We start from the raw sequence: 12,558 nt of genomic DNA, 5'->3' as shown, positions 1-12,558 counted from the left end.
TGCGGGCATCGACCGGCATGACCGCCCGGCAGACGCACGTCATGCCGCCGCGGGGTCTCCCACCTCGGCGCCCGCCCGACGTGTGCCCGCGATGAGCAGCTTGAGCGCGAGCAGCGTCGCGATGGCCACGATGACGCCGGAGATGATGAACGGCAGCTGAAGGCTCGCCCGCGAGACGAGCCCGCCGAGCAGCGTCGCGATCGGGAACAGCCCCCAGGTCAGCATCCGGACGATGCCGAGCACGCGCCCGAACATGTGCGGCGGCACGATCTGCTGGCGCAGGGCTCCCCACGGCACGTTCCAGATCGAGACGGCGAAGGCCATGAGCGCGTACGCCGCGATCGCCCCGTACAGGTTCGGGGCGAGCCCGGTGAGCACGGACGACACCGCGACGATCACGTTCGCGGCGACCATCACCGGGCCGCGCCCGAAGCGGGCGACGAACCGCGAGGCGATGATCGACCCGACGAGTGCCCCGATTCCGATGCCGGCCGTGACGAAGCCGATGGCGGGCGGGGCGACGTGGTGCACATCGAGGAAGAACAGGATGGTGGCGGCCTGCGCGAACGACAGGCAGCAGCCGACGACGGAGGTGAAGAGCACCATCGCCCGCAGATAGTGATGGCTCCAGAGGAAGCGCACCGCCTCGCGCGCCGACACCGAGTTCTGCGCGATCGGCGTGGCGACCGGCTCGGCGATGACGGAGACCTCGAGATCCGGCGCATCCGGATCGGGCACCGTCACCCGCTCCCGCTCGGCAGGTGCCCGCAGCGAGCGGGCGGCCGCGGCGGGAAGCATGAGCGCGAGGACGATCGGCACCAGGTACGCGGCTCCGCCGATCCACAGCGGCAGGGCGAGCGCCACGCCGAACAGCACACCACCGATGGGGGTGGCGATGAAGCTGTCGATCGTGACCTGGGCGGCCTGCATCCATCCGTTCGCCCTGTCCAGCTGCTGCCGGGTGACCACGCCCGGGATGACAGCGTTGGTGGCGTTATCGAAGAGCGTCTCGCCGAGGCCGAAGACGAGCGTGCCGGCGAACAGCGCCCAGATCGACAGCGTGCCGGTGACGGTGAACACCGCGAGCGCGAGGGCGGCGGCGGCGCGCACCGTATTGGCGACAGCCATCACGATGCGGCGGTCGAAGCGGTCGACGATCATGCCGGCCGGCAGTCCGAAGATCAGCCACGGCAGGAACGCGAGCGCGCCGAGCACCGAGATCAGGAACGGGTCGTCCGTGAGCGTCGTCGCGATGAGAGGGACGGCGGTGCGTCCGATGCCGTCGGCGAGGTTGCTGAACGCGGCAGCCGTCCAGAGCTCCCCGAACGCCCGCCCGAGCTTGGTCCGGGGCGCGGTCGCCGTCGTCATCGCGGCAGGAGGGAGAGGTTGCCGGCGGCCTGGGCGTCGCGTCGCGTCTCGGCGTCCCGCGCACGGCGGCGCTCGACGGCGGCCGAGCGCTGCCGGCGCTGCATGTGACGCATGGCGATGCCTTCCAGGGCGGCCGCGCCGTCGAGGAGAAGGCGCTCCAGCGCCGTGGGTGCGGCGGCACGGGTGGAAACAGTGCGAACGGTGACGGTGCTCATCTCAGTGTCCTTCCTCGGGCAGCGGGAAGACGTCGGCGCGGATGGTGATGTTCCGTGCTCCCTCGACGTCCTGGGTGCGGTACTTCTCGACGGTCTCGTTGATGATCGCCTGGATGCGCTCGGTCAGGTCCTCGAGCTGCTCGGGCGTGAGCTGGGCGGTCGCGGTGGAGATCATGGCGCCGTCGTGCCACTCCTCCGTGTCGGTCATGAGCCCGCGGCCGACGTACTGCATGAGCTGCTGATGGCGCCGGTTGAGGAACTCCGTCATGACCACCTGCGTCGCCGCACGGCCGGAGGGCGTCTTCATCGCTTCCGGGTTGGTGAACGAGATGGAGCCGCGCGGTCGTTCCCACCAGCGCTCGCGCGCCGTTCCTCGCCCTTCGACCTCGCGGATGAGGTCGTGCTTCGCCAGCGCGCGCAGGTGGTAGCTCGTGGCTCCCGACGACTCCCCCGTCATCGCCGCCAGGGTGCTGGCCGTCTGCGGTCCGTACTGGCTGATGATGTCGTAGATCTGCACGCGCAGGGGGTGCGCGAGCGCACGGAGGGCGCCGGCATCCAGCACGCGCTCTGCGCGCTCCGGGCGCTCGGAGTGCTCTGCGCGCTCGGCGCGCTCGGCGCGCTCGGCGCGCTCCGGGCGCTGTTCCCCGACTCCCTGCGGTTCGTCCTCGCTCATGGGTACAAAGATAGCTTTGCATCTCATCCTTTGCAAGTGTTTCTTTGCAACGGATTGTTTGCGACGACTCCGAGCGTCTGTCTACGCTGGAGGGATGACGGATGCCGCTGCCACCTCTCCCAACCCCCTTCTCGCACCGACCCCGCTCCCCTACGGCCTCCCGCCCTACGGCGACATCCGTCCCGAGCACTACCTGCCGGCGTTCGAGGCCGCGTTCGCCGAGCACCTGGACGAGGTGGCCCGCATCACCGGCGCCGGCTCCGAGCCGACGTTCGAGAACACCATCGAGGCGCTCGAGCGCAGCGGCGCGCTGCTGGATCGCGTGGAACGCGCCTTCTACACCGTGTCATCCGCCGACGCCACGGACGAGATCCAGGCGATCGAGGAGCAGCTCGCACCGCTCATGTCGGCGCACAGTGACGCCATCCAGCTCGACAGCGCCCTCTACGAGCGGATCCAGACGATCCACGACCGACGTGACGAGGTCGACCTGACGCCCGAGCAGCGCTACCTCGTCGAGCGCAGGCACCGCGAGATGTCGCATGCCGGAGCGGCGCTCGACGACGCGGCCAAGGCCACGCTGACCGAGCTGAACAGCCGCCTCTCCGTGCTCACGACGACGTTCGAGAAGAACCTGCTCGCCGACACCAACGACCTCGCGGTCGTCTTCGACGACGTGTCCGAGCTCGACGGACTGACCGAGGGCGAGATCTCCGCGGCGGCGCAGGCGGCCGCGGACCGCGGGCTCGACGGACGATACGTCGTGACGCTCACCCTCTTCACGGGTCACCCCTACCTGTCGTCGCTCACGAACCGGGAGAGCCGGCGCCGGCTGCTCGAGGCATCCCGCTCCCGCGCCTCGCGCGGCAACGAGAACGACAACCGCGCGACCCTGCGCGAGATCTCCCGTCTGCGCGCCCAGCGCGCCGCCCTGCTCGGCTACGACACGCACGCGGGCTACATCACCTCCGACGAGACTGCGGGATCGCCACAGGCCGTGCACGCGCTGCTGCGCCGCCTGGCGGTTCCGGCCGCGGAGAACGCGCGGCGCGAGCAGGCGGCGCTCCAGGCGGTCATCGACGGCGACGGCGAGTCGTTCACCCTCGAGGCGCACGATTGGGCGTTCTACACCGAGCGCGTTCGCGCGGCCCGCTACGACCTGGATCGCGCGGCGCTGCGCCCGTGGTTCGAGGCCGAGCGCGTCCTGCGCGACGGGGTATTCGAGGCCGCGCACCGCCTGTACGGCGTGACGTTCGTCGAGCGGCCCGACCTGCCTGCGTACCACCCCGACGCCCGGGTCTTCGAGGTGTTCGACGAGGATGGCTCCGCCGTCGGCCTCTACATCCTCGACCTGTACACCCGCGACACGAAGCGGGGCGGCGCGTGGATGAACTCGATCGTCGACCAGTCGCACCTGCGCGGCAGCAAGCCCGTCGTCGTGAACAACCTCAACGTGCCGAAGCCGGCCCCCGGCACGCCGACCCTCCTCACGCTCGACGAGGTGACGACGCTCTTCCATGAGTTCGGGCACGCGCTGCACGGCCTGTTCGCGACCGTCACCTACCCGCACTTCGCCGGGACGGCGGTGTTCCGCGACTTCGTGGAGTTCCCGAGCCAGGTCAACGAGATGTGGATCTACTGGCCGGAGATCCTCGACCGCTACGCCCGGCACATCGAGACCGGCGAGCCGCTGCCCGCCGAGATCGTCGAGAAGCTGCACGCCTCCGAGACGTTCAACCAGGGCTTCGCGACGAGCGAATACCTCGCGGCGGCATGGCTCGACCAGGCCTGGCACTCGCTGACCGCCCCGCAAGCGGCGGCGGACCTGGATGTCGCCGAGTTCGAGGCATCCGCCCTCGCCGACATCGGACTCGCGAACCCCGCCGTGCCCACCCGGTACTCGTCGACGTACTTCGCGCACGTGTTCTCCGGCGGGTACAGCGCCGGCTACTACTCCTACATCTGGAGCGAGGTGCTGGATGCCGACACCGTCGAGTGGTTCGGCGAGAACGGCGGACTCACCCGCGAGAACGGCGACCGGTTCCGCCGGCGCCTGCTCGGGGTGGGCGGCTCGAAAGACCCGCTCGAGGCCTACCGGGACTTCCGCGGGAGGGACGCCGACATCCAGCCGCTCCTGAAGCGCCGCGGGCTCGACGGCTGACACCGGCAGGCGGGCCGGGATCCCGGCCCGCCTCTACACGACAGCAAGCAGTCCGAGCTCGCGCGCGAACGCCCGGGTGCGCTCCGCCATCGCCGCAGGCACCTCGGCGACGGCGAAATGCCCGCCCTCGTCGAGGCGCTCGAAGGTGCGCAGATCGCGGTAGAACGCACGGGCCACGCTCTCCGGGTTGTCGCGCTCGTGCCGCTGGATGTGCACGGATGCCGGAATCGCCACGGGCGGGATCGGCGGCTCGGCACGCGCCTCGAAGTAGGGCCGGAACGACGACGCGATGGTCTGCGTCACCCAGTAGATCGTCGCCTCGGTGAGGATCCGCTCGCGCGCGATGCGGCGCTCGACTCCCCGCGGATCGCCCTCGGGCGTGTCGCTCCACTCCACGAGCTTCTCGGTGATCCATCCCAGCAGCCCGGCGGGCGAGTCGTTCAGGCCGATGGCCAGAGTGTCGGGGCGCGTCCCCTGCTCGTGCGCGTACCCGCTCATCGCATAGCGCTCGGCGTCGAGCCGTTCGAAGAACGCGATCGCCGGCGGATCGTCGAGGTTCGCGCGCTCTGCCATGGTCGGGAAGTGCGCGTGGGTGACGATCACGCCCCGCACCGATTCGGGATGCGTCGCCGCCAGCAGGTCGTTGACGTCTGCGGTCACGTCCTCGCCATAGGTGAGGTAGCGGTCGTACCCGAGCACGTCCGTCATCAGGCGGTGCATGGTCTCGGCGAGGCGCAGGTTGTGCAGGAGTCCCGACCGGTACGGCGAGGAGAACGCGAACCCGGGCAGGCTCGGCACGACGACGTGGAAGTCGGTCAGCAGATCTGCGAATGCGAGCTGCAGAGCGAAGGTGTGCGGCCAGCCGTGCATGACGAGGAGCACGGGCGCGTCGTCCCGGGCGGAACGCAGGTGGGTGAAGTGCACGGTCACGTCGCCGAGGTCGACGAGATACTGCGGATGCTCGTTCAGCCACCTCTCCCGCGCTCGCCAGTCGAACTGCCGCCAGGAGGCGATGAGCTCGGCGAGATAGGCCGCGGACATTCCCGATGCCGGCTTGCCCGGAGAGTCCGGCAGCAGGCGCGTGCGCGCGAGCCGGTCTCGCAGGTCCGCCAGGACCTCGTCGGGGACGTCGATCGAGAAGGGCTGGGCCACAGGCGTCGGCATCCCGCCACGCTACGCACGGGGTGCGACACCGCGGCAGGCCGATCACGCCGGGGAGGGCCGCCGTCCCGCGCGCAGCACGAGCCACATGACACCGCCGACCACGAGCCCCCAGAAGGCGGAGCCGAGCCCCGCGACCACGATCCCGGAGGCGACGGTCACGAATGTGCCGATGGCGACGAGCCGTCCGGCCGGATCGGCGAGCGCACCTGTGATCGCCGTGATGAGGGCACCCAGGAGTGCGAGCCCGGCGACGGATTCGATGAGGATCGGGGGGCTCGCAGAGACGAGGGCGCCGGCGACGCCCGCCCCGAGCCCGAGCAGGATGTAGCAGCAGCCTGCGGTGACGGTGGCGATCCACCGACGGTCCTTCGGGGTGTGCTGGTCGCCGACCATGATGGCGGCGGACAAGGCCGAGAGGTTGATCGTCTGTGCTCCGAACGCCGAGATGGCGGCGCTGGCGAGCCCCGTGGACGTCAGGATGAGGCGTGCGGGCACCGGCTCGTAGCCGTAGGTGCGCAGCACCGTGAATCCGGCGATGTTCTGCCCCGCCATCGTTACGAGGTAGAGCGGGACGGCCAGCGACACGACCACGAGCGGGGCGAACACCGGAGCGACGAGCTCGATGCGCGGCGCGAAGGAGGCGTGGGCCGCCCAGTCGGGACCTGCCGCGACGACGACGGCCACGGCGGTGACCGCCACCGCCGCGGGCACCGCCCAGCGCGGCGCGAAGCGCGACAGCACGAGCCAGACGATGATCGGCGGCAGCGCGAGCAGCGGCAGCTGGACGGCAGCCTGCACGGGCGAGATGCAGATGGGAAGCAGGATGCCGGCCAGCATCGCACTCGCGATGGGCGCCGGGATGCGGGTCATCTGTCGGGCGAGCCACGGCCACAGTCCCGTGAGCGCGATGAGCAGACCCGCGACGAGGAACGCCGCGACGGCGACGCCGAAGTCGTGGGTGAGCACGCCCGCCGTGATCAGCACGGCGGACCCGGGCGTCGACCACGCGATGGAGATGGGCAGACGTGCCGTGAGCGAGAGCACGATGGCCAGGGCGCCCTGCATGACGCACAGAGCGAGCAGGCCTGAGGCAGCCTGGGCGGTCGTCGCCCCGACGGCGCCCGCACCCGCGAGGACGAGCGCGAAGGAGGACGCGAATCCGGTGACCGATCCGACGACGCCGGCCAGGACCGGATGCGCGATCGATCCGCCGGAGGCTGCTCCGGCCGGCCGGTCGTCCCTCACGCGTTCAGGCGCTCTTGCGCTTCTGACGCAGGACCAGCGTCGGCGGGGCGCCCTCGTCGACGGAGGCGCGCGTCACGATGACCTTGTCGACGTCCTCGGTGGAGGGGATCTCGAACATGATCGGGCCGAGCACGTCCTCGAGGATGGCTCGGAGTCCGCGCGCACCCGTCTTGCGGGCGACGGCGAGTTCGGCGATGCCCTCGAGCGCCTCGTGGTCGAACTCGAGCGTCACGCCGTCGAGCTCGAACATGCGCTGGTACTGCTTGACCAGCGCGTTCTTGGGCTCGGTGAGGATCTCCATGAGCGCCTCTCGGTGGAGCGGCGAGACCGAGGCGACCACCGGAAGGCGACCGATGAACTCCGGGATCAGCCCGAACTTGTGGAGGTCCTCCGGCTGCACTTCGCTGAAGAGGTTGAGGTCCTCGTCCTTGCGGTGCAGCGACGCGCCGAATCCCACGCCGTGCTTTCCGACACGCGCGGAGATGATGTCCTCGAGCCCTGCGAACGCCCCGGCCACGATGAACAGGACGTTCGTCGTGTCGATCTGGATGAATTCCTGGTGCGGGTGCTTGCGGCCGCCCTGCGGAGGCACCGAGGCCACCGTGCCCTCGAGGATCTTCAGGAGCGCCTGCTGGACGCCCTCTCCCGAGACGTCGCGCGTGATCGAAGGGTTCTCCGCCTTGCGGGCGATCTTGTCGACCTCGTCGATGTAGATGATGCCGGTCTCGGCGCGCTTGGTGTCGAAGTCCGCCGCCTGCAGGAGCTTCAGGAGGATGTTCTCGACATCCTCCCCCACGTACCCCGCCTCCGTGAGCGCGGTGGCGTCGGCGACCGCGAAAGGCACGTTGAGCCGCTTCGCGAGAGTCTGTGCCAGATACGTCTTGCCGCAGCCGGTGGGCCCGAGCAGCAGGATGTTGCTCTTGGCGATCTCGATCTCATCGGCGCGCTGCTCGGCGGACTGGATCGTGCCGTGCGCCCGCACGCGCTTGTAGTGGTTGTAGACGGCGACCGACAGTGCGCGCTTGGCGTCGTCCTGGCCGACCACGTACTCCTCGAGGAAGGAGAAGATCTCACGCGGCTTCGGGAGGTCGAAGTCGGACACGATGCCCGAGCCGGACTCCGCCATCCGCTCTTCGATGATCTCGTTGCACAGCTCGACGCACTCGTCGCAGATGTACACGCCGGGGCCCGCGATCAGCTGCTGGACCTGCTTCTGGCTCTTGCCGCAGAAGGAGCACTTGAACAGGTCGGCGCTCTCACCGATGCGTGCCATGGGCTCCCCCTCCGGTTACGGCATCCGAGATGCCGATCGGTCTCGACACTCGGAGTGCCGATCGATTCCGAGCCTATCCGCTGACGGGGACATCCGGCCGGATTGCGCCCAGCCTGTGGACGATGTGCCGGATGCCCCGTCGCGCTCCCGGATCAGGAGGAGATGGCTGCCTGTCCGCGCTTGCGGGTGGTCAGGACCTGGTCGACCAGGCCGTACTCGACCGCCTCGGCCGCCGACAGGATCTTGTCGCGGTCGATGTCGCGGTGGACATCCTCGAGCGGGTGGCTGGAGTGCTGGGACAGCGTCTCCTCGAGCCACGTGCGCATGCGCATGATCTCGTTCGCCTGGATCTCGATGTCAGAGGCCTGCCCGTGACCCGCCTCGCCCATCGCCGGCTGGTGGATCAGGATGCGCGCGTTCGGCAGTGCGAGGCGCTTGCCCGGCGCACCGGCGGCGAGCAGCACGGCGGCGGCCGACGCGGCCTGCCCCAGGACGACCGTCTGGATCTGCGGCGACACGTACTGCATGGTGTCGTAGATCGCGGTCATGGCGGTGAACGATCCGCCGGGCGAGTTGATGTACATGATGATGTCGCGGTCGGGGTCCTGGCTCTCGAGGACGAGCAGCTGGGCCATGACGTCATCGGCCGACGCGTCGTCGACCTGCACGCCGAGGAAGATCACGCGATCCTCGAACAGCTTGTTGTACGGGTCCTGGCGCTTGAACCCGTAGGCGGTGCGCTCCTCGAACTGCGGCAGGATGTAGCGGCTGTTCGGCATCTGCAGGCCCTGGTGGCGCGCGCCCGCGAGCCGGGGGTCTGGGGCGGAGCCCCAGTGGGCGCTGCTGGGCATTCCGAAGGTCGGAGTGTTCATTCCCTGTGTCTCTCTTTCCCTCGTCGCCTTACTGGTTGGTTCCGCCGCCGCCGATGACGTCGACGGCCGACTCGCGGATGTGGTCCACGAATCCGTACTCGAGCGCCTCCTGCGCGGTGAACCAGCGGTCGCGATCGCCGTCGGCGTTGATCTGCTCCACCGTCTTGCCGGTCTGCGACGCGGTGATCTCGGCGAGCCGCTTCTTCATGTCGAGGATCAGCTGCGCCTGCGTCTGGATGTCGCTCGCCGTGCCGCCGAAGCCGCCGTGGGGCTGGTGCAGGAGCACGCGGGCGTTCGGCGTGATGTAGCGCTTGCCCTTGGTGCCGGCGGTCAGCAGCAGCTGACCCATGGATGCCGCCATGCCGATGCCCACCGTGACGATGTCGTTCGGCACGAACTGCATGGTGTCGTAGATCGCCATGCCTGCGGTGATGGAGCCGCCCGGCGAGTTGACGTAGAGGTAGATGTCCTTCTGCGGGTCCTCCGCCGCAAGCAGCAGGATCTTGGCGCAGATCTCGTTCGCGTTGTCGTCCCGCACCTCCGATCCGAGCCAGATGATGCGGTCCTTCAGCAGCCTGTCGAACACACTGGTTGCGACAAGGGGTTCAGCCATGAGAGCTCCCGTTCGTTACGTGGCTTCGAATCTACCGGCGTGGCGCGGGCGACCCGCCCGTGTTCGCCCTGGGCAGAGTGGAGCCCGACGACGACGCCCTCAGACGACGAGAGGGTGGATGCTCGTCGCATCCACCCTCTCGTTCTCGAGTCGTTACTCGGCCTTCTTGGCGCGCGACTTCTTGGTCTTCGCGGGGGTGGCCTCGGCGGCCTCCTCGGCGGCGACGATCTCGTCGGCCTCGGCCGCGGCGTCTGCGAGCTCCTGCGCCTCCTCGACGACCTCCTCCTCGGCCTCCGCCTCGGTCTCGTCGGCCGAGCCGACGAAGCCCGTCAGGTCGACCGCCTTGCCGTCGGTGTCGACGACGTTGACGGTGCCCAGGGCGACCGCGAGGGCCTTGTTGCGGGCGACCTCGCCGACGATCGCCGGCAGCTGGTTGCCCTCCTGCAGCGCGTTGATGAAGTCCTGCGGAGCCATGCCGTACTGGGCGGCGGACTGCACGATGTACTGCGTCAGCTCGTCCTGCGACACCTGCACCGCGTGGCGCTCGGCGATCTTGTCGAGCAGCATCTGCGTGCGGAACTGCTTCTCGCTCGCCTCGGTGACCTCGGCGCGGTGCTCGTCGTCCTCGAGGCGGCCCTCGGACTCGAGGTGGTTGTGCACCTCGTCCTCGACCAGCTGCGGCGGCACGGGGATGTCGACCTGCTCGAGCAACTGCTCGATGAACTTGTCGCGGGCGGCCGACGCCTGGGCGAAGACGCTCTGCTCGCCGACGCGCTCGACGAGGCTCTCACGGAGCTCGGCGATGGTGTCGAACTCGCTCGCGATCTGCGCGAAGTCGTCGTCGGCCTCGGGCAGCTCGCGCTCCTTGACCGCCTTGACCGTGACCGACACCTCGGCCTCTTCGCCGGCGTGGTCGCCGCCGATGAGCGTCGAGCGGAACGTCGTGTCCTCTCCCGCGGTGAGCGAGTCGATGGCCTCGTCGATGCCCTCGAGCAGCTCGCCCGAGCCGACCTCGTACGAGACGCCCTCGGCGCGGTCGATCTCGGCGTCCTCGATCGTGGCGACGAGGTCGAGCTCGACGAAGTCGCCGGTGGATGCGGGGCGGTCGACGGTCACCAGGGTGCCGAATCGCGCGCGCAGGCGGTCGAGCTCGGCGTCGACCGCGGCCTCATCGACCGGGACGGCGTCGACCGTGACGGTCGTGCCCTCGTAGTCCGGCAGCTCGAACTCGGGGCGGACGTCCACCTCGACCTCGACCTTGAGGTCGCCCGAGAAGTCCTTGTCGCTGGGCCACTCGATGACGTCGGCGCTCGGGCGCCCGACGGCGCGCACGTCGTGGGCCTCCATCGCCTCGCGGTAGAAGTTGTCCAGGCCGTCGCTGACCGCGTGCTCCAGGACGGCGCCGCGGCCGATGCGCTGATTGATGATCGGAGCGGGCACCTTGCCCTTGCGGAAGCCGGGGATCTGCACGTCCTGCGCGATGTGCTCGTACGCGTGCTCGATGCTGGGCTTCAGCTCGTCCGGGGTGACCGTGATGTGGAGCTTCACCCGCGTGGGGGTCAGCTGCTCGACGGTGCTGGTGACCATACCTGTTCGTTCTCCTCTGATTCCCGCACGCGAGCGCGGCGGCTGAGTCGGGGTCTGTGGGGCCGGTTGTGTCGGGGCGACAGGATTTGAACCTGCGGCCTCCCGCTCCCAAAGCGGGCGCTCTACCAAGCTGAGCTACGCCCCGGGCATGCATACGCGCGCGTACGCGGAATCGGCCCCCGCAAGTCTAGCCGACGACGCCGAGTGGTGCCTGCGCGGCGGCGCCCGGGGCGCCCGCGTCGAGGGCATGCGTCCGCATCCAGTAGACTCGTCGGCGGTGCGCGTGCGCGCCTGCGGGGCGGTAGCTCAATGGTAGAGCCTCAGTCTTCCAAACTGATTACGCGGGTTCGATTCCCGTCCGCCCCTCCACAACATCCCTCTCCCCCGCCTTCGCCGGGTGCGCCTCTGGTGCACGCGAGGCTTCCCGCGGCAGACTGTGAAGCCATCGTCCATGTCGCTCGGGGGAGCCGCCATGACCAGTCCGCAGTCCGCGTCCCGCCCTGGGCAGCCGCGGAGGCTGCCGCGCAAGCCCGCCTCCGGTCTGACCGAGAAGTGGACGCGCATCGACGGCGTCGACGTCTTCTATCGGGAGTCGCCGGTCGTGCCGCAGGACCCCCGGGTGATGGCGCACATCCACGGCTTCGGGCTGTCCGGCCGGTATCTCCTGCCGACCGCCGAGCGTCTCGCCGACGAGTTCCACACCTATGTGCCCGACCTGCCCGGTTTCGGCCGCAGCGGCAAGCGCAAGGACATGCTCGACATCCCGGATCTCGCGCAGGCAGCCGTCGATTTCTTCGACGACCGCGGCGTGGAGAAGGCGACGCTCGTCGGCAACTCGATGGGATGCCCCGTCATCGTCGAGTTCGCCCACCGCTACCCCGACCGCATCGACCGGGCGGTCCTGGTCTCCCCTGCCGGCGGCGTGTTCAACCAGCCGCTGCGGCGGGCCATCCGCCAGCTGTCCGCGGATGCGCCGCGCGAGCCCGTGCGGATGGCCCGCGTCGCCGTGCCGGACTACGTCCGCTTCGGCGTGCCGAGCACGATGCGGATGTTCCGGTCGCTGACGCAGTACCCGACGCTCCAGCGACTGCTGGAGATGCGCCTGCCGACGCTCGTCGTCCTCGGCCAGCGCGACCCGCTCCTGCCCCACGCCCACCGCGTCGACGAGATCGCCAGCCAGACCGACAGCCACGTGCTCGTGGTGCTGCTGGAGGGCGCGGCGCACGCGATCAACTTCAGCCACCCCGATCAGCTGGCGCATGTCATCCGCAGTTTCATGGACGACAAGCCGATCGAGAACGATCCGCTGTGGCCCGGACACGTGCGCCTCTACGAGGTGCACCGCGGCAAGAACCATCCTCCGATTCAGGGTTGACCGCTCCCCCGC

General features: G+C 69.5%; 11 protein-coding genes and 2 tRNA genes. 3 read left to right on the top strand and 10 right to left on the bottom strand.

Features of this window, described 5'->3' with window-relative positions; genetic code table 11:
• Positions 1-39: 39 nt before the first annotated feature.
• Genes SM116_RS08300 through SM116_RS08290 form a run of 3 tightly spaced genes read right to left on the bottom strand, consistent with a single transcriptional unit; the run spans position 40 to position 2,256 of the window.
• Positions 40-1,368 (bottom strand): MFS transporter, encoded by a 1,329-nt coding sequence (locus SM116_RS08300; RefSeq protein ID WP_320943969.1) that lies wholly within the window; start codon positions 1,366-1,368, stop codon positions 40-42.
• On the bottom strand, positions 1,365-1,583 hold the full coding sequence (locus SM116_RS08295) for a hypothetical protein (RefSeq protein ID WP_320943968.1): 219 nt from the start codon (positions 1,581-1,583) through the stop codon (positions 1,365-1,367). Before SM116_RS08295 ends, SM116_RS08300 begins: the two co-directional genes overlap by 4 nt.
• Position 1,584: 1 nt before the next feature.
• Positions 1,585-2,256: a helix-turn-helix domain-containing protein gene (locus SM116_RS08290; RefSeq protein WP_320943967.1), complete on the bottom strand. Its 672-nt coding sequence runs from the start codon at positions 2,254-2,256 to the stop codon at positions 1,585-1,587.
• A gap of 94 nt (positions 2,257-2,350) precedes the next feature.
• On the opposite strand from SM116_RS08290, the gene SM116_RS08285 reads away from it, so the two are divergent.
• Entirely contained in the window at positions 2,351-4,417 is a 2,067-nt protein-coding gene (locus SM116_RS08285; protein WP_320943966.1) for a M3 family metallopeptidase, read from the top strand.
• Positions 4,418-4,450: 33 nt separating this feature from the next.
• On the opposite strand, the gene SM116_RS08280 is transcribed toward SM116_RS08285, so the two are convergent.
• The 7 genes from SM116_RS08280 to SM116_RS08250 form a co-directional block, all read right to left on the bottom strand.
• Positions 4,451-5,581, bottom strand: a complete 1,131-nt coding sequence (locus SM116_RS08280; RefSeq protein WP_320943965.1) for an epoxide hydrolase family protein — start codon at positions 5,579-5,581, stop codon at positions 4,451-4,453.
• 42 nt (positions 5,582-5,623) lie between these two features.
• On the bottom strand, positions 5,624-6,826 hold the full coding sequence (locus tag SM116_RS08275) for a benzoate/H(+) symporter BenE family transporter (RefSeq protein WP_320943964.1): 1,203 nt from the start codon (positions 6,824-6,826) through the stop codon (positions 5,624-5,626).
• 4 nt (positions 6,827-6,830) lie between these two features.
• Positions 6,831-8,099, bottom strand: a complete 1,269-nt coding sequence (clpX, locus tag SM116_RS08270) for an ATP-dependent Clp protease ATP-binding subunit ClpX (RefSeq protein ID WP_320943963.1) — start codon at positions 8,097-8,099, stop codon at positions 6,831-6,833.
• A 152-nt stretch (positions 8,100-8,251) separates the two neighbouring features.
• Positions 8,252-8,971: an ATP-dependent Clp protease proteolytic subunit gene (locus SM116_RS08265; protein ID WP_425563271.1), complete on the bottom strand. Its 720-nt coding sequence runs from the start codon at positions 8,969-8,971 to the stop codon at positions 8,252-8,254.
• 28 nt (positions 8,972-8,999) lie between these two features.
• Positions 9,000-9,584, bottom strand: a complete 585-nt coding sequence (locus SM116_RS08260) for an ATP-dependent Clp protease proteolytic subunit (protein WP_320943962.1) — start codon at positions 9,582-9,584, stop codon at positions 9,000-9,002.
• Positions 9,585-9,737: 153 nt separating this feature from the next.
• Complete coding sequence (gene tig, locus SM116_RS08255; protein WP_320943961.1) at positions 9,738-11,171, bottom strand: trigger factor; 1,434 nt, start codon at positions 11,169-11,171, stop codon at positions 9,738-9,740.
• Positions 11,172-11,242: 71 nt separating this feature from the next.
• A tRNA-Pro gene (locus SM116_RS08250) sits at positions 11,243-11,316 on the bottom strand.
• A gap of 150 nt (positions 11,317-11,466) precedes the next feature.
• Between SM116_RS08250 and SM116_RS08245 the strand changes: the two genes are divergently transcribed.
• Together SM116_RS08245 and SM116_RS08240 are read left to right on the top strand one after the other, a co-directional pair.
• A tRNA-Gly gene (locus SM116_RS08245) sits at positions 11,467-11,540 on the top strand.
• Between the two features lie 103 nt (positions 11,541-11,643).
• Complete coding sequence (locus SM116_RS08240) at positions 11,644-12,546, top strand: alpha/beta fold hydrolase (protein WP_320943960.1); 903 nt, start codon at positions 11,644-11,646, stop codon at positions 12,544-12,546.
• Positions 12,547-12,558: the final 12 nt, after the last annotated feature.

Origin of the sequence: Microbacterium rhizosphaerae, assembly GCF_034120055.1 — a bacterium.
In the GTDB taxonomy this organism is placed as follows: domain Bacteria; phylum Actinomycetota; class Actinomycetes; order Actinomycetales; family Microbacteriaceae; genus Microbacterium; species Microbacterium rhizosphaerae.
Note: the sequence above shows the minus strand (reverse complement) of the source record. Positions and strands in the feature narration are given on the sequence as shown.

What these genes read in the sequence shown, in the direction of transcription:
- SM116_RS08300 (WP_320943969.1), bottom strand. Translation starts at nt 1,368, where the DNA reads ATGACGACGGCGACCGCGCCCCGGACCAAGCTCGGGCGGGCGTTCGGG.
- SM116_RS08295 (WP_320943968.1), bottom strand. Translation starts at nt 1,583, where the DNA reads ATGAGCACCGTCACCGTTCGCACTGTTTCCACCCGTGCCGCCGCACCC.
- SM116_RS08290 (WP_320943967.1), bottom strand. Translation starts at nt 2,256, where the DNA reads ATGAGCGAGGACGAACCGCAGGGAGTCGGGGAACAGCGCCCGGAGCGC.
- SM116_RS08285 (WP_320943966.1), top strand. Translation starts at nt 2,351, where the DNA reads ATGACGGATGCCGCTGCCACCTCTCCCAACCCCCTTCTCGCACCGACC.
- SM116_RS08280 (WP_320943965.1), bottom strand. Translation starts at nt 5,581, where the DNA reads ATGCCGACGCCTGTGGCCCAGCCCTTCTCGATCGACGTCCCCGACGAG.
- clpX (WP_320943963.1), bottom strand. Translation starts at nt 8,099, where the DNA reads ATGGCACGCATCGGTGAGAGCGCCGACCTGTTCAAGTGCTCCTTCTGC.
- SM116_RS08265 (WP_425563271.1), bottom strand. Translation starts at nt 8,971, where the DNA reads ATGAACACTCCGACCTTCGGAATGCCCAGCAGCGCCCACTGGGGCTCC.
- SM116_RS08260 (WP_320943962.1), bottom strand. Translation starts at nt 9,584, where the DNA reads ATGGCTGAACCCCTTGTCGCAACCAGTGTGTTCGACAGGCTGCTGAAG.
- tig (WP_320943961.1), bottom strand. Translation starts at nt 11,171, where the DNA reads ATGGTCACCAGCACCGTCGAGCAGCTGACCCCCACGCGGGTGAAGCTC.
- SM116_RS08240 (WP_320943960.1), top strand. Translation starts at nt 11,644, where the DNA reads ATGACCAGTCCGCAGTCCGCGTCCCGCCCTGGGCAGCCGCGGAGGCTG.